General features: G+C 41.2%; 17 protein-coding genes. 1 reads left to right on the forward strand and 16 read right to left on the reverse strand.

Features of this window, described 5'->3' with window-relative positions; genetic code table 11:
* Positions 1-5 precede the first annotated feature (5 nt).
* The 13 genes from J9537_RS14035 to J9537_RS14095 form a co-directional block, all read right to left on the reverse strand.
* Positions 6-3,878 (reverse strand): VWA domain-containing protein, encoded by a 3,873-nt coding sequence (locus tag J9537_RS14035; protein WP_167325161.1) that lies wholly within the window; start codon positions 3,876-3,878, stop codon positions 6-8.
* A 659-nt stretch (positions 3,879-4,537) separates the two neighbouring features.
* Positions 4,538-6,322 (reverse strand): ABC transporter ATP-binding protein, encoded by a 1,785-nt coding sequence (locus J9537_RS14040; RefSeq protein ID WP_028020633.1) that lies wholly within the window; start codon positions 6,320-6,322, stop codon positions 4,538-4,540.
* Positions 6,315-8,081: an ABC transporter ATP-binding protein gene (locus tag J9537_RS14045; protein WP_010745128.1), complete on the reverse strand. Its 1,767-nt coding sequence runs from the start codon at positions 8,079-8,081 to the stop codon at positions 6,315-6,317. The genes J9537_RS14040 and J9537_RS14045 overlap by 8 nt, the downstream gene beginning before the upstream one ends.
* A 101-nt stretch (positions 8,082-8,182) precedes the next feature.
* Positions 8,183-8,611, reverse strand: coding sequence for a MarR family winged helix-turn-helix transcriptional regulator (locus J9537_RS14050; protein ID WP_028020634.1), 429 nt, complete (start codon positions 8,609-8,611; stop codon positions 8,183-8,185).
* 59 nt (positions 8,612-8,670) lie between these two features.
* Positions 8,671-9,006 (reverse strand): hypothetical protein, encoded by a 336-nt coding sequence (locus tag J9537_RS14055; RefSeq protein WP_010745126.1) that lies wholly within the window; start codon positions 9,004-9,006, stop codon positions 8,671-8,673.
* A 144-nt stretch (positions 9,007-9,150) separates the two neighbouring features.
* Positions 9,151-10,530, reverse strand: a complete 1,380-nt coding sequence (locus J9537_RS14060) for an MATE family efflux transporter (protein ID WP_010745125.1) — start codon at positions 10,528-10,530, stop codon at positions 9,151-9,153.
* A gap of 3 nt (positions 10,531-10,533) precedes the next feature.
* Complete coding sequence (locus tag J9537_RS14065) at positions 10,534-10,968, reverse strand: MarR family winged helix-turn-helix transcriptional regulator (RefSeq protein WP_010745124.1); 435 nt, start codon at positions 10,966-10,968, stop codon at positions 10,534-10,536.
* A 133-nt stretch (positions 10,969-11,101) separates the two neighbouring features.
* The gene (locus tag J9537_RS14070) at positions 11,102-11,701 is read right to left on the reverse strand and encodes a YczE/YyaS/YitT family protein (protein WP_010745123.1); all 600 of its coding nucleotides are present in this window, start codon (positions 11,699-11,701) and stop codon (positions 11,102-11,104) included.
* Positions 11,701-13,134, reverse strand: a complete 1,434-nt coding sequence (locus J9537_RS14075; protein WP_010745122.1) for a glycoside hydrolase family 1 protein — start codon at positions 13,132-13,134, stop codon at positions 11,701-11,703. Before J9537_RS14075 ends, J9537_RS14070 begins: the two co-directional genes overlap by 1 nt.
* An 80-nt stretch (positions 13,135-13,214) precedes the next feature.
* The gene (locus tag J9537_RS14080; RefSeq protein ID WP_010745121.1) at positions 13,215-14,003 is read right to left on the reverse strand and encodes a histidine phosphatase family protein; all 789 of its coding nucleotides are present in this window, start codon (positions 14,001-14,003) and stop codon (positions 13,215-13,217) included.
* 11 nt (positions 14,004-14,014) lie between these two features.
* A complete protein-coding gene (locus tag J9537_RS14085) occupies positions 14,015-14,359 on the reverse strand; it encodes a PTS sugar transporter subunit IIA (RefSeq protein WP_028020635.1) in 345 nt (114 codons plus the stop codon).
* A 74-nt stretch (positions 14,360-14,433) separates the two neighbouring features.
* Complete coding sequence (locus tag J9537_RS14090) at positions 14,434-15,702, reverse strand: PTS sugar transporter subunit IIC (RefSeq protein ID WP_010745119.1); 1,269 nt, start codon at positions 15,700-15,702, stop codon at positions 14,434-14,436.
* Between the two features lie 18 nt (positions 15,703-15,720).
* On the reverse strand, positions 15,721-16,035 hold the full coding sequence (locus J9537_RS14095) for a PTS sugar transporter subunit IIB (RefSeq protein WP_010745118.1): 315 nt from the start codon (positions 16,033-16,035) through the stop codon (positions 15,721-15,723).
* 177 nt (positions 16,036-16,212) lie between these two features.
* Here J9537_RS14095 and J9537_RS14100 point away from each other — a divergent pair, with 177 nt between their 5' ends.
* Positions 16,213-18,132, forward strand: coding sequence for a BglG family transcription antiterminator (locus tag J9537_RS14100; protein ID WP_010745117.1), 1,920 nt, complete (start codon positions 16,213-16,215; stop codon positions 18,130-18,132).
* A gap of 52 nt (positions 18,133-18,184) precedes the next feature.
* On the opposite strand, the gene J9537_RS14105 is transcribed toward J9537_RS14100, so the two are convergent.
* The 3 genes from J9537_RS14105 to J9537_RS14115 all read right to left on the reverse strand — a co-directional run bounded on the left by J9537_RS14105 (position 18,185) and on the right by J9537_RS14115 (position 20,883).
* Positions 18,185-19,471 (reverse strand): L-lactate MFS transporter, encoded by a 1,287-nt coding sequence (locus J9537_RS14105; protein ID WP_010745116.1) that lies wholly within the window; start codon positions 19,469-19,471, stop codon positions 18,185-18,187.
* Between the two features lie 303 nt (positions 19,472-19,774).
* Positions 19,775-20,206 carry an effector binding domain-containing protein gene (locus J9537_RS14110; RefSeq protein WP_010745115.1) on the reverse strand — a complete coding sequence of 144 codons (432 nt, stop codon included), beginning with the start codon at positions 20,204-20,206 and terminating at the stop codon, positions 19,775-19,777.
* Positions 20,207-20,352: 146 nt separating this feature from the next.
* Positions 20,353-20,883, reverse strand: a complete 531-nt coding sequence (locus J9537_RS14115) for a helix-turn-helix domain-containing protein (protein ID WP_010745114.1) — start codon at positions 20,881-20,883, stop codon at positions 20,353-20,355.
* Between the last annotated feature and the right edge of the window lie 90 nt (positions 20,884-20,973).

Consider the following 20,973-nt stretch of genomic DNA (forward strand, 5'->3'; position numbering starts at 1 on the left):
ATAATTTACTTACGGAATGCGTCATTCTTTCTAGTAAATAGAATATAGACGATGCCTAAAATAATCCCACCTATAATGAAGCACATCGCTAACAAAGAGGTCCTGCCTGTGCCAAAGCTTCCTGTAAATGGCAAATTGCCTGCAATCGGTGTATTTTTGATTTTCAAGTGGATCGTATTTCCAGAAACACCAAGTTCACTGGCAACGGATGTGAGTAATGGATCTTTTCCGACTATCACGACGCCATTTCCCATAATATCGATCAATATTCGGTCTTTCAATCCCTGATAACTAGTAGGCGGCGTAACTTCTTCCAGAAAATAAGTTCCTGGTTTTAGTCCAGTAAATAGAAAGCGTGCCCCTGTAGAAAGAGTCTTCTCATAGTTCGTTCCTGCTCCTACTAGCTTAAAGGTCGCTCCTTCAAGAGAATGATTCTGATCATCCAGCTTGTCAATAATCAACTCAAAATCATTTAACCTGTTAACAACAGTAACACTGCCTTCATTACCGTCCACTCTAGCCACAAGTCCAGCCCCGTCTGCTTTTTCGGTGACTTCGATCAAAAAGTCAGCTGCAGCTTTATATCCTACCGGAACGAATGTTTCCTCCACTCGATACGTTCCGATCGGCAGACCAGTAAATGTCACGGTACCATCTGTTGTAGCGACAACATCTTTCATTACTTCAATGTTTTTTCCAACATGTGTGACCGTGAATTTTGGTCGTTCACTTTCATTTCCCGTAATTGGGGTTCTTCCATCATCTCCAACTTTTTTGAAGCTGTAATCTGTTGTCAACAGCTTGTTAGTCATCACGATTTCTTCCGCTTGAAGGTTCTCGGAAGTAAAGGCTGTTTGACTATAAACAGGTTCACCATAACCGGCAACCTTGTCGTTATTCCCAATTTTTTCAATGACACGATATTGAATCCCGCTACCTCCTTCAACAGCCGGAAATGTTCCTTTCCAAGAAGTTGCTGAAGTTAAAGTGATTCGATGAAGGTCATTCCATGAATCGCCATCTTTTCTTTGCAAAATTGCTGTAACAGCTTCTCGCATCTTCCAAAAATTCTCTGTTTCTCCACGACGGTCAGACCATTGTTTCTTTACAGGAATTATGAAATCCGCTATTAGCTTATTGGATACTGTATGGCTTGTTTTTCCATCAACTGTCGTCTCTAGAATCGGAGAATTCATGTACTCAGTCACTTCAATTGTAAAATCCGCCATTTTTTTGTACCCGTCTGGAACGCTTGTTTCTTCTACAACGTATTCACCGATTGGCAAGCCTTGGACTTTTACCTCTCCGGAACTATTGGGTTCAAGATTTTCTGCAATCACTTCCTTACTTTCTTTGTGATAGACCTTAAATTTTGGCAAATCTGTTCCTGAAAACGTTGTGGTTCCATCTTCTTTGACTTTCTTAAAACTAAAGTCTCGTTTTAGCAGCTTATTTGTAACCGTCACAGTCTTATCATTTCCGATAGAGCTGTACGTAAATGTCGAATGACTATAGGTAGGTTCATCATATCCGGTGATTCGAGTCTTCTCTCTCACTCGGTAGGTTCCTTCCCTCGCCACTACATCAAAAGTTGTTTCCCAGCCATTGGTTTCTGTCAAAGTTTTTTCTTGAATTTTTTCCCATGAATTATCTGCTTTTTTCTTTTCCAATACGATATCAATAGTCTTTCTTGTGTTCCATTTGTTATCGTCATCATTCGACCATTGCTTTTTTGCTTGGATTGCAAAATCATCCTCCACCGCTCGAACAGACGGAACCCCAAAATCTAATTCATCAACCGTTCGCTCCGGGGTAGGAAGCAAGACCGTCTTTTTGTTTGCAGGATACCACTTACCTGGGATAAAGCCATCTGCTTCTGTCTTCAAGCGAACTTTGTATTCTACTTCGATTTCTTGCTTAGCTGTCAAATTGATATTCGTCACATTGATTTGTTTCCTGTCCGCTGAAGGAGATACTATCGCCATGTCACTGGAAGCAATAGCTTCCGCACCATTACTTACTTGCCGAATTATTGGCTCACCCACTAGTTCTACCATATCTCCTAGCGGGTCTTGGATCACACCTTTATCAACCGTCCGAATAATCGTTTGATACCACTTTTTGAAATACTCCGTCATCTGATCGGTTTGCTCCATATGATAGAAATGATAGTCCGCTGCTGTGTCAGACGAAGGATTCGCATTGGCCTTTTTTGACGCCATTTTGTATAACCCTTTAATCAATTCCGCCTGTGTATGCTGTTCCCCTAGTTCTCTATCGGGATATATTCCTAAAGCCAACGAATGGATTTCAATACCGCTATTTTTTAAGTCAGCTGCAGAAGAGTTCGCAATTGTTAAATGGCTATTGATTGACACTCTACCATTTAACCCATAGAGTGCATAAGATGCATCAAACTTCGTTGTATCTCCCCTAGAATTTATGTGACTTCCTATCTTGTAATTAGGCTTTACCCCTGTTTCAAAATAGTTGCTTGTATAGACTTTATCGTAATAAAGATCATTGTTTATTACTCCCGTTTGTGGATAATAGCTTCTATTAGGGGCGCCGTCTGTTAAAATGAATAATAATTTATGCCGATTCATTTCTAATTGCGGAGCATCATCAAATAGATCTCTTGCGTGGAACAATCCTCTTTGAGTAAAAGTAGCTCCATCCGCGCGTAAACTGGCATACCCATTTTTCATTCTCTGCCAATCATCGGGATTATTTGATAATGGGAAGGTCCCAGTGCTGCTTAAATAAGCGGGTGTATAGCAATTGAACACATGGGCTCCCACTCTAATATTATTTTCTGATGGTTTCGCCGCTTTAGCTAATTCGGTTACTATTTTATCCAAAGCCGAAACAGAATCATTTTTTATACTATTTCCTGTACTACTTAAACGTCGGAGCATCGAAGCTGAATTATCTAACAAGAACACGACATCTACACCTGGATTGTATGTCGTGTTTCCTTTTACATTCAGGCGTACTTTGAATTCATTTTCATTTTCCGTTTCCTGCGCGTACTTTCGCATCGAAATATTCGCATTGTCTGGATCGCCATAATGAATGTACGATTTTGAATGATCATCATTCGAAGTGTCCCAACTTGTTACCCCATCCCAGCCACTAGAGCCGCTCAAACCACCTTGATGATTGAGAACATTGTCTTGCCCGACTGGTCTCCAGTTCGGCGTTGGGTATCTTCCTTCTGTTTGATTATCCGTATATTCTGTTGTTTTTGTCTCATACAGAGCCGCATTCGCACGACTAGCGGCTAATCTAGTTAATGGAGGCCCTGCTTGCAATGTATTCAACGCATCTTCCGGCTCTTGCTTTCCCTCTTTCGAAGAATTTGTTTCTGTGTTTTTAGACTCTTTTTTTTCAGACACAGAAGAAGTTGTTTTTTCTTCCTTGCCTTTCAGTATGTAGGGTTCCTTGTTGCTCCAAACATTCTCATTAATCCCCATGTCCTCTTTGCGATCAACTTGGGCATATAGTTGACCTTCTATTTCGTTTTTCGGTAAATAAAGAACAATTTCCTGTTTGGATTGTTTCTCAAATTCTTCTTCGATCAACCAGCCTTCCGTTTCTGTCATTCCATTGATCTTAGGGTAATCAACTGCTTTATGATTAACCAAGAATTGAAGCTTCAAACGTTGCAGCTCTGTTCCTTTTGATTCTGTTTTCACACGAAAAATCGTGCGTCCCTTCTCTTTTTCCGCCTCATAGGTCAGTTTGACAATATCATTATCAACTAAAACCACTGTATCTGTACTTGCAGACACTAATTTGCCACATTTCAAAACATCTGTAAGCATTGAAAGAAACACCAACAATACTACCAACAACCTTGTTCTCTTCCATTTCATGATTCGTCCCCCGTTCCCTCTCATTCCCATCCTGTGCTTTTTTATGTAACAGTCATTCTATATTCAACACTTTTATAAAAAACATCCCTCTAATTTACAAAAAGGCCAACATCCATTTTAAAGTTATTTAAATTACGTTATTTTATACAGTTTTTTTTGACTATCACAATTAAAATTCTCTAAATAGAAATTATCAATTAATTGATTGACTGACTATTTTTAAGCGAATCTGCTCCTCTACAAAATGATAATATCACCATGAAACCAGCGTTTCAACACGCTACAAATGACTTGAAATAACTATAAAAATAGCTATTTATTCCTCAATCAAAATATTTATTTATTTTTCAACAAGCTATATATTTAAATGAATTGCTTATCCGTTTTATTTATTCTTTTATCATTGTTTTTTTAAGCAAAAGAATAGTGGTATTTTATTTTCTTGTCCATACTATAAATAAAGATATGAATACTCTTTTTTTGAATAAAAAATAACGTTTTCTGATTATCTGTAATAGGTATTTCTGTTTTTAATCTGTGTAAACCCTTTTTCTAACTAATTTCCCTGTAATCATTCTATTTAATGCTGTCTTTTGCCCTGAGTACTGCAAAAAAAGGTACTAAGAATCCGAGGATTCCCAGTACCTTTTTTTCAATTATTAAACAAGCTGTTCTTTCTCAAACTGACTATTGTATAGGTCAGCGTAAAAGCCTTGTTCATCCATCAGCTCTTCATGGTTCCCTTGCTCGATAATGTTTCCTTCTTTCATGACTAAAATCAGATCCGCATTTCGAATGGTGGATAATCGATGAGCGATGACGAAGGAAGTTCGATTATTCATTAATTGATCCATCGCTGCTTGAATCAACTCCTCTGTTCGGGTATCCACAGAACTAGTGGCCTCATCTAGAATCAGCATCGGTGCGTCTTTTATGATCGCACGAGCAATCGTCAATAATTGTTTTTGTCCAACAGATAAGCTCACACTATCATCTAGATAAGTATCATAGCCCTTCGGCAGTGTTCGGATAAAGTGATCAATCCCTACTGCTTTACACGCCTTTACCACCGCTTCGTCGGTAACATGCTGCTGATTGTAAATCAGATTTTCTTTGATCGTTCCTTCAAATAGCCAAGTATCCTGCAATACCATACAAAATTGGTCGTGGACCTCTTCTCGCGTCATATCCTTTGTGGACACACCATCAATTATAATCTCTCCATGATTGGTTTCGTAAAAGCGCATCAGCAGATTAACGATCGTTGTCTTCCCTGCTCCAGTTGGACCAACAATCGCGATTTTTTGACCCGCCTTCGCTTCGACACTGAAATGATGAATGATCGTTCGTTCTTTTTCATAGCCAAAGCTGACATTCTCGAAGCGAATATTGCCTTCCGGCTTCCGTAATTTGGTTATTTTTTCTGATTCATCAGCCAATTCCTCTTCGGCTAAAAATTCAAACACACGATTCATTGCCGCTGCCGCCGACTGCAGATTCGAAAAAGCTTGCGCCAACTGTGATAGCGGCTGTGAAAACAAGCGGATATAGACAGTAAACGCGACGATCACTCCAAGAGTGATGTCGCCTCTCAGAGCTAAAACAGCGCCAACTACGCAGACTGCAACATACCCAAAATTTCCGATAAAGCCCATTAACGGCTGCATGATCCCAGATAAGAATTGTGCCTTCCACACACTGCCATAAAAATCCTGATTCATCTCACCAAACTCAGTCTTCATATCCTCTGCGGCACTGTATGCATTAATGACCTGTTGTCCAGAATACGCCTCTTCAGCAAAGCCGCTGATATTCGCAAGCTTTTCCTGTTGCTGATTAAAATGGACTTGGGATTTAGCCATAATGACCGCCATGAATAAAAAGCCTAATAGAACAGAAATGACTGAGGTGATTGTTAATATAAGATTTGTTCGAAACATCATGATCAGACAACCGATAAAAAGCGTGATTGATGGAAACAAGGAGCTCAAGCTTTGATTCAAGGATTGGCTCACTGTATCTAGGTCATTGGTCACACGACTCAAGGTATCCCCCTGACTGTGAGAATCAAAATAATTCAACGGCACAGCATTAATCTTTTCCGATATCTGACGACGCATTTGTTTTGAAAAGCGTTGTGTTACTGTCGCTACGATGAAGCCTTGAAAATAAGAGAGAACCGCACCGATTACATATAATAGAACTAAACTTAAGCCAATGTGGCTGATTTGTGTGAGATTGATCGATCCTCGCAGGCCTTGAGTAATCAAATCTGTAATTTCACTTAATCGATTCGGTCCGACGATTTGTGTGATACTCCCGATCGTTGCAAAGATGATCGCTAAAATCAGCGGCCATTTGTATTGATTCAACGCGTTTAAAATATTTTTGCGCAAAGGATGTGCCTTTGGTTGTGTTTGAATATTTTCCAATGTATTATCCATTAACTAATTCCTCCTTCGACAGCTGTGAATACGCAATCTCTTGATAGACGGAGTTGGTCGCCAATAATTCGTCGTGGGTTCCTTGTCCGACGATTCGTCCTTCATCCAAAACAAGGATCTGATCCGCATCCATGATCGTACTGATTCGTTGAGCAACAATCAGTTTTGTCGTATCAGCTAATTTTTCTTTTAGTACCTGTCGTAATTTTTTATCCGTTTTGTAATCTAGCGCAGAAAAGGAATCATCGAATAATAGAATTTCTGGCTGTCTTGCGATCACACGAGCAATTGCTAGACGCTGCTTCTGTCCACCGGAGAAATTGCTGCCGTTTTGAGCGACCGGACTCTTCAGCTTGCCCTCTTTTTCATTCACAAATTCACTAGCCTGTGCAATGGACAAGGCTTCCTGCATTTTTTCTTCATTCAGCGGCTGATTACCGCTGGTTCCAAAATCAAGATTCGACTGGATCGTTCCGCTAAATAAAATTGGCTTTTGGGGAATGTAGCCGACAATATCATTTAAATTCACGTGACTATACGTATTGATCGGCTGTCCATCAATTGAAATATTTCCTTCGGTTGTTTCATAAAAGCGAGGAATCAAATTCAGGATTGTACTTTTTCCGCTGCCGGTCGAACCGATAAAGGCAACTGTATCCCCCTGATCGGCCTTAAAGCTGATGTCATGAATCACAGGTTCAGAAGCATCCGGATAGCTGAATGATACATGATCGAATTCTACGGTTCCTTTGATCTCCGGTTGTGTTTTCTCGCCTTCCGTTGGAAATTCAACGGAGGATTCTTTCGTTAAAACTTCGTTGATCCGTCTAGCGGATACGGTCGCTCGAGGTAAGATCATAAAAATCATCGACATTAAAACAAAGCTCATTACTACCTGCATCGCATAAGAAGAAAAGACGATCATATCACTGAACAAGGAAAGCTTTAGTCCCCCTTGCGCTTGTTGAATCATGTAAGCACCGATCCAATAGACCGCTAGTGTCAGTCCGCCTGAAATCAGGCTCATTCCCGGACTCAGCAATGCCATTACGCGACCCGCGAATAAATTCGTTGCTGTGAGATCTTGATTGGCCTTCTCGAATTTCTCTTCTTGATAGTCTTCTGCGTTATATGCTCGGACCACTCGCAGACCCGTTAGATTTTCCCGTGTAATACTGTTAACTTTATCGGTTAATTGCTGCACTTTTGCAAAGCGCGGCTGCACTAGTGTCAAAACGATCGATAGCATAATCAATAGGATCAAAACAGCAACTCCTGTCGTAGTGGTCCACTGCCAATTTTTTCCGGCAATTTTCAATACCGCCCAGACCGCCGTGATAGGTCCTTTGATCATTACTTGCAGCCCCATCGCGACTACCTGTTGAATTTGCGTTAAATCATTGGTTGTCCGAGTCGTTAAACTGGGGATCGAGAATTGCTGAATCTCATACGTGGAATAATCCATTACTTGTCCAAACATCTCTTGACGTAGGCGGCAAGTTAAGCTCGCGGCTAGCTTCGCGGCGAATAAACCGACAATAGAAGAAAAAACAAAGCTCATTAGAGAAAGTAAAATCATCCAGCCGCCCGGTTTCAAAATTTCACTGATGGCGGTGTTAGGCGTTTGCAATAAGGTGGTGATTTGCGACATATAATCCGGGACCTTCAAATCCATCCAGACTTGTCCGACGATAAATAGTACACTGGCTAATACCAGCAATCGTTCTTTTGCGTTGGTTCGTTTTATTAGTTGTATCATAAGAGACCTCCTTGCTTGTTGTATAAATTCCAGTAAAAAAACTTGTAATTAGCATGCTAACTATTAGTGGAAATAGAAATCTGATCGCTAAAGCAACCAGATTATTGCTGAATATTTTTTTTGAACTTTTGCATTGTGGCGAAAAATTGTGTAATTTCTTCTTCTGAAACATCCTGCTTCAAAATATTTTCGACCTCTTCAATGTGCTTTTCTATCTCAATCGTCGTTTGAATGGCTTTTTCCGTGACGATCAGTTGCTTCAGTCGTTTATCCTTTTGCGAAGGCGCTGTCGTCAAAAAACCATTCTTAATCATCCGGTCTACTAAATTACTGGCCGTAGGTTTTCGAATTGATAGCCGCTCTTCTAAATCTTTCTGATAAATTTCCTTGTCGCGATTATTGACTAAATAGCCTAAAGCAAATCCCTGCGGTCCTCTAATATGGCCGCCGTCACTCATTTTTTCAATATGTCGAGCAATCAAAAGGGATAATTCTCTAACCTCAAAACCAATCGTTTCTGGCTCATTCATACAATTCTCTCCTTAGATAGTTACCATGCTAACTATTTTAAAACGTTTTTTTCTTTTTGTCAATCACATTTTTTGAGATATAACGTCACACCGTCGCTAACGAGGATACAAAGTACGCATGCAACGAAGACGCAAATTACCTTGTTACTGGCAGAAGGTTCGCCAAATTTGAACCACAAATACAGAATCATCGATGCAGTGAAAAATAAGCTGCCAAACAAGCGATTGGAAAATTGCCAGATGCGTTTCCCATAGCAGAGAAAAGCAATCCCCCGATAACCGATACCACCCGTATAGGGTTGCAGACTGATCAGTAAAACACCGAGCCCCACAGCGCCGAATAACAAGGGAATCGAGTCGACATGTGCTCTTTCAATCGCGTTCACCACTAACATTGTTTTCCCTCCTGTTTTCTACCTACGATCCTCCGACTTAATTATAGTCCTTTCTTTTGATAAAAATATAGGCTAAATTCGACGCAACCCTTATCTTTGTAAACAAAAAGGTGTGCCAAAAGTAATCGGCACACCCTTCGTTGCTTATTCTGCTTCGTAATTTAACTCTTTTAAATTGGATTCTTCTCTGGCTAATCGTTTGATTCCGCCGATATAGAAGACACCCGTCAAAAGAGCTGCACATGCATCAGCGAAAGGCGCCGCATGAAGCAGCCCATCCATTCCCCAAGTTTGAGAGAACAGCAAAATCGCCGGAATCAATAAGATGATTTGACGCGTCAAGGTTAAGAAAATAGCTGAACGCGTCCGTCCCGTCGCTTGGAAGAAATTCGACGCAACGATTTGAAAACCAATAACAGGTAAGAATAGAAACCATGTTTGAAGAGCTTTCGCGCCAAAGGCGAGTAATTCCGGCTCATTATTAAATAAACGCACCAATTGTTCTGGCATGAATCGAGTCGCTAACCAGCCTAGTAAAACAATGATCGTCGCGATCGTAATCGCATACTTTTGAGTTTCTCTTACACGTTGAAATTTCTTCGCACCAAAGTTAAAGCTGACGATCGGCTGAGCCCCTTGGACCAATCCCGTGATCGGCATCAATAAAATCGTTTGAATACTATTTACGATTCCCATACCGGATACCGCAATATCGCCTCCATAGCTTAAAAGCGTCATATTCAGCACGACATTCAACACACTGTTCCCCAACTGTAAAAGAAAATTCGGCATTCCCAACGCCGTGATCCTTGTGGCAATCGAAAGCTTGATCGGCATGTTTTTTACTTGAATCTGATGATGGCTTCGCTTACTTAAGAAATACGACAAAATCCAAACCATTGAAATAAATTGAGACAAAATCGTTGCTAGAGCCGCCCCGGCCATTCCCATATCCAACACGTAGATGAAGACTGGATCAAGAATGATATTTACGCCAGCTCCCATGAACATCGTGATCATCGCTAACTTTGGTTGCCCATCTGCTCGTAAAAAGTTATTCAAACCAATACTGACGATTTGGAACACCGCCCCAGAAAAGATGATCCGCATATAACTCATGGCAAACGGTAAAATCTTTTCACTAGCGCCAAATGCGGACAACACCGGTGATAGGAAAATATGCCCCAGCAGCATAAATAAAAGACCGCTAATAATCAACAGTGAAAAAGCATTCCCCAGTGCCAGCTCAGCTTCCTTCGTTTTTCCTTCTCCCAGCTTCATGGAGAAAAGTGTCGCACCGCCTACTCCAAACAAAATACCAATCGACAGTAAAATGATCATGATCGGAAAACCAATCGTGATCCCTGCTAAACCATTTGCCCCCAGCCCAGGAGCATGTCCGATATAAATTCGATCCACCACGTTATACAACGCGTTAACCACCATACCAATAATTGCTGGAATCGAGAATTGCCATAATAATTTTGAAACTTTTTCAGTTCCTAATGGATTTGCCGCCTCCATTTTTTACCCTCCTTTTAAATCATGCTGCTCGGTTTTTTCAACCATTTCCTCCAACAACTCAAAAAGCAGCTCTTGCTTTGCTTCGTCCATCCCCTCTAGCACGATCTTGTTCCAGCCGGAGAATTTCTCTATCATTGCTTCTCGCATATCCAAGCCTTTTTGAGTTAAAGAGATCTTATTGCAGCGTTTGTCCTTTTCATCTTTTTCCTTCGTAACCAGGCCCTTTTCTAATAGAGACTGTACGGTTCGAGTCGTCAATGCCTTGTCTACTTGAAGATAGGCGCTGATTTCCTCCTGCGTGACCGCGTCATGTCGATAGAGATACATCAAGATCGGCTGTTCCGCGGTTGTAATGTTTAACGGCTTCATCGCCGCATTTAAATAAATTTGATTTTTTCGATACAAAATCGAGATCAAACGTCCAACACTTCGTTTCATAGGACTCATCCACTTTCAAAATAAATTAGTTGACCACTCAACTAATTTATCAAATAATAGTTGAGTGGTCAACTATTATTTGAACAAAAGAAAAACGATTGAACATAACATCAACCGTTTCCTCTTTTACTATTCAACCTAATAACGGCTGCATCTTGTTTCCACAATACTGACTCGTAGCTTTCAGTAATGGACCGATCATTATTACACCAATAATTGGCCCAATCATAAATTTCCCCCCTAAAATCATACCTGTCACAAAGCAGATCAGGTCAAGACCCATCCGAACCTTTGCTAGATCAAACGTCAGTCGTTTACTTAAAGCAAAGCTAAGGGCAATGTACCCTTCTTTTCCCGCGTTGGTCGCCGCAGCAATTCCAGAACCGATCCCGATAAAGGAAATCCCGACGATAACGATCAGCACTTTTCCCCCTGTTCCGACATTCAGCGATATCTGATTGATAATCACGTCGGTAAAAATACTTGTAGCGATGGGATTTAAAATGGTCGCGAGACCTAACTCCTTTTTATCCAGCAAAGCGACGATAATCAGACAGGTACAAGTGACTAATAATGAAGCTTGTCCGACGGTAATCGGCAAATGCTTGGCGATTCCTTCCCACAAAACACCCAAGGCATCCGCCCCCAATCCCGTCGCTACACAAAGCCCGACACCCACACCGACGAGGGAAGAACCCAGAACAGAGATTACATTTCGTAAAAGCATCTTCATCAATCCAATTTCGTTCCGTTTGAGGCGATGACCTCTTTGTACCAATAAAACGAGTCTTTTCTGATTCGCTTGCACTCTTTCACATCGTCATCTGTTCGATCAACATAGATCAAGCCGTAACGCTTTTTGTATCCATTGCTGGTAGACAGCAGATCAAGGGCTGACCACGGCATGTATCCAACAACCTCAACCCCGAGATCCATCGCACGTTTCGTTGCTTGGATATGCTCACGGAAGTAGTCGATACGGTAATCGTCATGAACTTTGCCATCTGGTGTCAGCTCATCGTAGGCGCCTAAACCGTTTTCTGTGATCATGAATGGTACGCGGTAACGTGTATAAAGATCACGATAGACATATTCCAAACCAATAGGATCAATCGCCCAATCCCAGTCAGTCGTCTTCAATTCTGGATTAGGACACATTTGATAAAAACCAGGATGAGTCTCAAAGCCGGACATGTCGCCTTTTTTACCCGTTAAATTATAACCAGACCAGCTGTGCTCAGTGATATCCTCTGGACAAGCATGGGCACATTGACTGTCATAGTAGTTAATCGCGAAGAAATCGGACAAATTTTCAGCAAATAATTGCTCATCGCCTTCCTCCATCTCTGGCGCCAAGCCATGCTGCTGCAAGTAAGTCAACGCTGCCACATTGTAGTAGCCGCGGAAGTAGACATCCAAGTAATACGTGTTCCGCAGATCATTGGCGTTCAACGCCGCGATTTGATCCTCTGGTTTACAAGTACGAGCATAGACAGGGGCATAACCCAAAGCTGGACCAGCTAAGCCTCCCACCTCATGAACATATTTGCACGCAAGCGCCTGTGCTAAGTTCATATGATGATTGATCTGATAGCGCAATTGATTGTTGTCTTGATATTCTGGCAGAATATAGCATTTTTGTGTCCAATACTGCACGATGATACTTTGTTCATTAATAGTAATCCAATACTTGATATCATCTTTGAACTCGTTGATGACATATTTCGCAAATCGTGCAAAGTCATCGACAACTTTACGAGACAGCCAGCCGCCGTATCGCTCTACCAATGGCCAAGGCAAGTCATAATGATACAAAGTCGGGATTGGTTCGATGCCGTTTGCTTTCAATTCGTTGATTAAGTCCCGGTAAAATTGGACACCCGCTTCATTCACTTCGCCATCGCCATCTGGAAAAATTCGAGACCAGGCAATCGAGAAGCGATAGCTAGTAAAGCCCATTTCTTTGAATAAAGCAATATCTTCCTTGTACATATGGTAGTGATCACTCGCCACACTGGCATCCGCAAAGCCGAATTTTTCGCGACGTTCACTGTTTACGACATCTTGCTGAGATAAGCCTTTCCCATCTTCTTGTGCCGCGCCTTCGACCTGATACGCGCTGGTGGATGCTCCCCATAGGAAGTCTTTTGGAAATGCATTGTTCATGTGTTTTCTCTCCTCATCTTTTCTTTATTATTAAAACTGAAGGATGAGTCAATAACGGACTGCTTCAGGTTTCACATTGATTATTCTTTTTGATCGACGAAGCTGGTATCACCAATCTTTTTAACAGTGTATTTCCCATCTTTATAGGTCAAAGTTGTCACACTGCAATTCGCAATTTTTTCACCTTGATATTCTCCTGGCGCGACACTTTCCAATAAAATCGGGATGATCCCACCCGAGGAAACGATCAGGACATTGCCGCCTTTTTTCGCGACCTTCTTCATTACCTGCGGCATCGCTTTTTCCACCCGTTGTTTCATCTGATCATAAGTCTCAGCGGTTTTTGTCGGATCAACTTCGGCTACTTTATTCGCTAGTTCTTCTTCAGTTAACTGCTCCTTCAAGAAATCCCATAGCTCATCACTGCCTTCGGGATAGTCTAAATTCAAAGCTTTCGCAACCGCCAGATTCATCGCATCATTGGATTGCCCTTCGAAGCCGCCAAAATTTTTCTCCCTGAATCCTTTATTCTCAATGATCTGCGGTACCTTGTTGGTATTTTGAGCTAATATCAGCTGAGCGGTTTTGCGCTGCCGACCTAAATCACTGGAATAAGCACCGGTAAATTTAATATTTTTTAACCCTTCTCCAACTAACTTGGCCTGCGCTTCGCCTTCTTCTGTTAGCAAACTGTCACAAAATCCTTGGACTTGATTTTGAGTATTGAACCAAGTTTTTCCGTGTCTGACTACATAGATGGTTGTTTCTTTAGTCGGTTTCGTTTCTTTTGCCGCCTCCCCTGTTACTACATTGAAATTTACCAACAGGATGGTCAATAGAGACAACACACCAATTATTCTTTTTTTCATACACCCTTCTCCTATTTCGTCATCACTAATTCAAACAAATCAACTAAATCCTTGGTCATATTGACCTCGCTGGTAATCGTCATTAAATGATCCTGTGCATGAGTAAACAGCAAACTTGGTGCATAGCACTTGCCTGCAGCTTCATTTTGGATCACTTCTGTCTGTGAACGGTGTGCCAAAACAATGTTGTCTTTTGCTTCTTTTAAGGCCTCTCTGGCACCTTCAAAATTCTGTTCCTTTGCAAATTTGATCGCTTCTTGTGCTTTGGTGCGACCATTTCCAGCATGGATAATAATCTGCATCGCAACAGGAATCAATTCATTTTCTTCTTCCTCTAACAAATCTTTTTCATCCATCATAATAAAATTCCACCTTTTCTTTTTTAGGACGTTTTCCCGTCACGACCACATGACAGGAAAACGAGTCTTTCTTACACCGCTTCTGCCGGAGCAGTCATCGGTTCGTTCACTTTTTCTTGTTGATGCTCCTCTGCGAGAACTTCCTTTTCGTAGACCTTGAAGAACGGGTACCACGTAAGCAGATACATCGCGAACAAAAGAACATACCAAAGAATCGCTCGGAAATCCTGCAAGATCATCACACTGGAAATCGGTGCTGGAATCTGAGCAACCTGCATCAAATCCTGCGGAATATTCAATAGCCCGCCTCGCATAGCGAACCAAACAACACAGCTTCCTGTAATCGAATTGATCCACATCGGCATCATCAAGATCGGATTCATCACCACTGGCGTACTAAAGACGATTGGTTCATTGATATTAAAAAGTGAAGGACCTATACAAATACGTCCTAAAGTTTTCAGCTTCTTGGCTTTTGAAAAGCACATTAACAAATTCAATGTTAAGGTAGCTCCCGTTCCGCCCATCATGATCAGCCCTAAACTATAAACGGTTTCATTTGTTACGATATTCATTCCCACATCGCCATTCTTCATTGCTAAGGCATTCGCCGCAATGCCAGCGATAAAAATCGGATTTTGAATTGCAGACCATAACCAGGTTGAGATGCCCATTGAATAAAAGAAGGCCGGAATCAACACAAGTAAGATCAACCCAGGCAATGACTGCCCGAAACTTTGAATCGGCTCAAACAAATTGATGATTACTTCGAAAACATCGATCTTCAATGCAAAAATCAAGGTTGACCATAAGGCTAAGCTTAAGAAAATCGGGATGATATTATTGATCCACTCTACAACAAAGTCTGGCAGCTCCGAATGCTGCAGCAGATGCAATTTACTGAAATAATGGAAGATGACACTGACAACCGCTCCAACGATTACACCGATCAGAATTCCTGTCGGTCCTATGCGTCCCATGTCGTAGACTCCTTCTTTCGCGGCAACCGGATGCAGCGTCATCATCAAGACACAGACAGAGACGATTCCAGCTGTAATGGCATAGTTAGGATGTTTAAACTTCTCCATGTATTGATTCGCCACCATGAAAGCCGCGATCAAACCGATCATTCCGAATGAATAATTTGAAATATTGCCCAAATCCGGTAATTGCGGAATATACGAACGAAAAACATTATAAAAGAAGACAATTGAGCCCGTCATAATGAAGGGAATCAATTTCTGCATGGCACTTGATAAGCCAGCTACAGAAGGCTTTTGAGTCAGCTTCTTCGCCTTTGGTGCAAAAGAATTCGCCAACCAATCCATAAATTTTTTCATTTTCCTTGTTCCTCCTCATTATTTTTCTAGTTTACTAAGTGCAAAATCCAACAAGCCTTCCCCATCAAGCATGCCGTAAATATCCTGTGGAATCACATCCACCACCACATTATGAGGGGATGCTTGTTCAGCCATTTCTTCTTTAAAGGAAGCGTAGTGAGGACCTAATAACAAGATATCGATCGAATCTAAGTACGAAGCCACTTCACTTTCACTCCGAGCATCGATTGACCCGGAAATCCCGCGTTTTTTCGCAGCCTTTCTCGTTTTCTGAGCTAAAAAGCCACTAGACATTCCTGCACCGCAACATAATAAAATATTTAACGTTTCCATGACAAAGTCCTCCTAAGTTGTTTTTTCTGCACGTGCTGTTCTCTTTTACCTCTCTATTATTTCGATTTTTCACATTTCTCTCAACTAGACTCTTGCACGCAGGTCGTGCAACTCTCTATTTTTTCTTCTAGACTTTCACGCTATAATAAACAAAACGACCTATGGAGGGATGAGGCTATGAAAGAAAAGCAAGAAAATCTGCTAAAACTACTGCTGCAGCAAGATACTCCTATCTCTTCAAGAATGCTGGCGGAACAAATGAACCTTTCTGTACGTACCATCAAAAATTATATTTATGATTTAAACAAATTGGGTGCCTCTCCTGTGATCACTTCCTCTAACGCAGGCTATCAAGTGATCCGTGAGGAAGCCGAGAAATTATTAGATAAGCCAAAAAATGATACCGCTTTACCGCAAACCTTCAAGGAACGTTCTTTTTTCATTATTAAACGGATTTTGATGGAGAATCAGCGGCTCAATATTTTTGATTTGTCAGAGGAATTATTTGTCAGCTATTCCACCTTAAAATCCGATCTTTCCCGTATGAACAAGGCCTACGAGAAATACCATGTGAAATTTGTGCTTAAGCAAGATGAGATTCAGATCATCGGTGAGGAGAAGGAAAAGCGGCGCTTGATCTCCTATATTATTTTTGAAGAAGTGCCTCATAAATTTATTGATAAACAAATTTTAGAGGCTACTTTTGATAAGGCGGATATTGAAAAGCTCTCTGGAATCATTCATTCGATTATGCAGGAATCAAATTATCACCTGAACGACTTTTCCTTCGTCAACTTAATGCTGCATCTGTTGATCCTGCTGGAATCTGTTCGCAACGATAACTCCTTAGTCAGCCGTAATTGGTTCAGCTCTTGGCTGCGAGAAGACAAAGCCAAGCTGGTGACAAAGATGATCGGTCAGATCGAAACAGAGTTTGACTTGACCCTGAACCGCCTAGAAAAAGAAGAAATTCATATGATTTTTCAAGCAAATGCCAATTACATTCCTTCCAACAATTTAAAAGAGCTGGAGCAGATTGTCGGAAAGGAAATCTCTCAAACCGTCGAGAACGTTTTAGAGGATGTCCGCCAAACCTTTGGGATCAACTTAATGAGCGAAAACTTCATCGTTCCCTTTTCTTTACATGTCAGCGGCCTTTTTTCACGTGCCAAGCAAGAGACTTCTCTGAAAAACCCAATGCTGAACTCCTTAAAGAAGGATTTCCCGATGGTTTACGATATCGCGGTTTATCTCTCTTTACGATTAAGCCGCCGATTCGACATTACCATCAGTGAAGACGAAACCGCCTATATTGCTTTACATATTGGTTCGGAATTGGAGGGGCAAAAACGAAATTTGTCGAAAATTCGTACCGTTCTCCTCTGTCCTAAGTATATGAACTTAGACGAACAGCTCTATGAAAAGTTGAATCATCACTTTGGCAATGATTTAATCATTCAAACCGTTGTCTCTAAATTTTCGGAAATTGAGGCGCTGGATTTCGAGCTGTTGATCACCACACTGCCTGTACCAGAAACGACAGATTTTATTGTGATCGAGGTGTCGCCGATTTTTAATGAAGAGCAGCGACTGATGCTGATTACAGAAATTGGAGACATTCGTTTAGATCGGAAGAAAAGTATTCTGAGGAAAAACTTTGAGGATTACTTTGACGAAAAATTCTTCACTAGCCAGTTAACGACGGATTTTTCTGATGCGGTAATCGATGAGCTTTGCTGCGTGCTAGAGAAGGAGGCAATCGTTCCACCAGAATTTCGAACCCATGTCCTAGAACGGGAACATGCTTCTTCAACAGCCTTTGAAGCGATCGCGATCCCCCACTCCGTTTATATGGATGCCCATCAAACCGTAATCAGTGTCGCCATCTCGGAAAAGGGTATTCGGTGGGGAGAAAAAAGGGTGCATGTCGTTCTATTAGCAGCCATTAACGACATTGATCGCCGCTTGTTCACGGATATTTACGAAGCGCTGATCTCATTATTCGACTCTCCTCAAAGCTACCAGGAAATCAAAAAAATCAAAACGTTTGATGCTTTCCGCTCCTTTATTGATACAAAAATCAAACGAAATTATTGATACAAAAAAGCGATTGAAACCTATTGATTTCAATCGCTTTTCCATTTATTTTTTAAGCTTGTTTTGTATTGTCGTAGCTTGATCCTGCTTTTGCTTCGTCATTACTTGATGCCGCTAGTCCTTTGATAGCTGCACGAATAATCATTGATGTTGTAAAGCCAACCAATGCCAACACGGCAAAGATTCGCAAGACATTCGTATAAGAATGGAACATTTCAGTGACCTTCCCTAAGAAGATCGGTCCAAACATTCCCGCCGCGGCCCACGCAGTTAAGATATAGCCGTGAATCGCCCCTACTTCCTTTGAACCGAAGACATCTCCGATATAAGCCGGAACGATGGAGAACCCTGCACCATAGCAAGTCATTAGCAAACAAATCAATGCGGCAAACAGCAATGGAGAGCTTACCACGGAGAGACTCAATAAGACCACAATATCGATCACAAAAAGAATCGTAAAGACATTTTTTCGACCAAGAACATCTGATATTAATGCCCAAACCAGACGGCCGCAACCATTGAAAACACCCATGACCCCCACCATCGTAGCCGCCATTCCAGCTGTCATACCGGTAATTTCTTGCGCCATTGGTGAAGCTTCTGAAACAAGCGAGATCCCGCAAGTAATATTTAGAAATAGCATAAACCACAATAACCAAAAAGTTTTCGTCTTGATGGCTTGATTGGCGGTCAATTGAACACCACGGTATTGAACCTTTACTTCTTCTTTTGGATTCGGGGCCTCAAAACCCTCAGGCGTCCAGCCAACCGGCGGTTTTTCCAAATAACGCGACGCTGTAAACATCACTAAGAAATAAGCAATCCCTAAAATATAGAAGGTTCTAGATACACCTACATGCACCATCAATTGTTGGGCGATCGGTCCGGTAATCATGGAAGCAAAACCAAAGCCCATAATGGCAAGGCCTGTAGCCAGTCCTTTTCTATCCGGGAACCAGCGGATCATCGTTGACACTGGGGTGACGTATCCAGCCCCCAAACCAATTCCGCCAATAATTCCGTACGTCAGATACAGCATTGGCAATGACTGACTTGAAACGGCAAAACCTGTCGAGACAATTCCTAATCCAAATAAAATGGATGCCACCGTTCCTGTTTTTCTAGGGCCAAATTTTTCTACAAATTTCCCCATAAACGCTGCGGATGTTCCTAAACAGAAAATCGCTAAACTAAATGCAAAAGAGATCGACGATTTATCCCAACCCGTCAACTCTCCGATCGGCTCCTTAAATACACTCCACGCGTATGCTGAACCGATAGACAGATGAATCGCTACTCCTGATAAGGCGATCAGCCATCTATTTTTTTCCCTGCGCATCTTCTTCCCTCCTGATTTCAATGCATTTGTATGATTGGGCGTGGCAAAAGATAACAAACGTTATCTTTTTTTATTTAAAAAAAGATTTTTTTCAAACACCCAATAACCTCGAGTATACGCTCTCATTTAATTAAATTCAACAAAAATTTTAATATAATCAGACGATATGATTGACTATTAAAAAAAAGAATTCTGCTTCAAAAAAATATGGGATTTAATCTTATTTTTAGGTTAAATCAAACAAAAACCTGCTAAACGATAGACGCTCAGCAGGTATACTTTTCTTCCAAAATTCTTTTTAAATTATTCGGCCTTTTTCTTAACTGGCGCATAGAAGGATACTTTTCCGACGCCTGTGTATTCTTCTAAATTGAAATTCCCAGCGATTTGATAGGTGTCATTCTGCATCAATTCGCCGTAGCTTTGACCGATCAATTGATCCAGCTCTACTTGATCGGTGTAGCTCAATTCAAAACAAGCATAGCTTCCTGTCGGCAGCTCAAACACTGAAGGACGTGTCTCTGCACTGTCCGTATTCCCCACTAAATAGCATTGGTCGCCATCAATCACCGCATTCACTGCTAACAAATCGCCTTCAACCTTTGACGCATACGCTTCTTTTGCTCGCATTTTTTGTTTACTTATCTCAGCTAGTTCCTCCGGTGAATTAGTCGACTGCAGTGTCGTGATCCAGCCATAAACCGTCTGTGCTTCTCTCTCAACTATCTTTAACATAGTTCGCATCCCTCTTTCTTTCAGCTATCAAGCCATAAACTTTTTTCAAAAAAAGAAAATCTAACCTTTCTACTACACGCTAAATATATGCCCCTCCGTTACTCGATGCAATAAAAACGCTTACCGTCCGATTGTTGATTGTTTTATTAGAAATGTAAGATTCCCATCATGGAAAGGAGAAAAATTCCTAAGCAAAAGAAGGTCACAAACAGCGTACCAATTAAAAAGATACTGACCAGCACTCGAATGAACGCATTCATTTCATTCTTTAGGTTTTTAAAATGAATCACACACAACCATAATGTAGCGATCGTAATCAAGAGTTGTACAGGAAAAATATTTTCTAGTTTTCCCCCATTAAATACCAAGAGAAAGCTGATAGTCGAACACAAGAACATAGTTCCAGAACAAATCAGTGAAAATACTCCAATACGTAACGATTGCAGCAGCTTTGCTTCTTTTTTGATTTTAGTCATATACTTCGCATCTCCTTTCATCAAATAATCAAGAGATATTCCATAATAGTCACTGATAGCGATCAACGTAGGGATGTCTGGATAGTTTTTTTCATTTTCCCAATTCGAAACCGTCTGACGTGTCACATGAAAAACCTCTGTAACCTCCTGCTGCGTTTGCCCGTGCTTTTTTCTTTGAGCCTTTACTATATCAGCAATCATACGAAACGCTCCCCTCCTAATTTGATGATAGAATTACTACTTAAATTATACTAGAAAGCCTCTCTTACTTGCCCAATTTATCGCGCAAGC

Source organism: Enterococcus raffinosus, from assembly GCF_019175485.1.
Lineage (GTDB): Bacteria > Bacillota > Bacilli > Lactobacillales > Enterococcaceae > Enterococcus_A > Enterococcus_A raffinosus.

Bases quoted from the DNA above. Each gene is read 5' to 3' on its own strand.
- J9537_RS14040 (WP_028020633.1), bottom strand. From the start codon at position 6,322: ATGGATAATACATTGGAAAATATTCAAACACAACCAAAGGCACATCCT.
- J9537_RS14055 (WP_010745126.1), bottom strand. From the start codon at position 9,006: ATGTTAGTGGTGAACGCGATTGAAAGAGCACATGTCGACTCGATTCCC.
- J9537_RS14070 (WP_010745123.1), bottom strand. From the start codon at position 11,701: ATGAAGATGCTTTTACGAAATGTAATCTCTGTTCTGGGTTCTTCCCTC.
- J9537_RS14110 (WP_010745115.1), bottom strand. From the start codon at position 20,206: ATGTTAAAGATAGTTGAGAGAGAAGCACAGACGGTTTATGGCTGGATC.
- J9537_RS14065 (WP_010745124.1), bottom strand. From the start codon at position 10,968: ATGAAACGAAGTGTTGGACGTTTGATCTCGATTTTGTATCGAAAAAAT.
- J9537_RS14115 (WP_010745114.1), bottom strand. From the start codon at position 20,883: ATGATTGCTGATATAGTAAAGGCTCAAAGAAAAAAGCACGGGCAAACG.
- J9537_RS14045 (WP_010745128.1), bottom strand. From the start codon at position 8,081: ATGATACAACTAATAAAACGAACCAACGCAAAAGAACGATTGCTGGTA.
- J9537_RS14085 (WP_028020635.1), bottom strand. From the start codon at position 14,359: ATGGATGAAAAAGATTTGTTAGAGGAAGAAGAAAATGAATTGATTCCT.
- J9537_RS14090 (WP_010745119.1), bottom strand. From the start codon at position 15,702: ATGAAAAAATTTATGGATTGGTTGGCGAATTCTTTTGCACCAAAGGCG.
- J9537_RS14095 (WP_010745118.1), bottom strand. From the start codon at position 16,035: ATGGAAACGTTAAATATTTTATTATGTTGCGGTGCAGGAATGTCTAGT.
- J9537_RS14100 (WP_010745117.1), top strand. From the start codon at position 16,213: ATGAAAGAAAAGCAAGAAAATCTGCTAAAACTACTGCTGCAGCAAGAT.
- J9537_RS14080 (WP_010745121.1), bottom strand. From the start codon at position 14,003: ATGAAAAAAAGAATAATTGGTGTGTTGTCTCTATTGACCATCCTGTTG.
- J9537_RS14060 (WP_010745125.1), bottom strand. From the start codon at position 10,530: ATGGAGGCGGCAAATCCATTAGGAACTGAAAAAGTTTCAAAATTATTA.
- J9537_RS14075 (WP_010745122.1), bottom strand. From the start codon at position 13,134: ATGAACAATGCATTTCCAAAAGACTTCCTATGGGGAGCATCCACCAGC.
- J9537_RS14105 (WP_010745116.1), bottom strand. From the start codon at position 19,471: ATGCGCAGGGAAAAAAATAGATGGCTGATCGCCTTATCAGGAGTAGCG.
- J9537_RS14050 (WP_028020634.1), bottom strand. From the start codon at position 8,611: ATGAATGAGCCAGAAACGATTGGTTTTGAGGTTAGAGAATTATCCCTT.
- J9537_RS14035 (WP_167325161.1), bottom strand. From the start codon at position 3,878: ATGAAATGGAAGAGAACAAGGTTGTTGGTAGTATTGTTGGTGTTTCTT.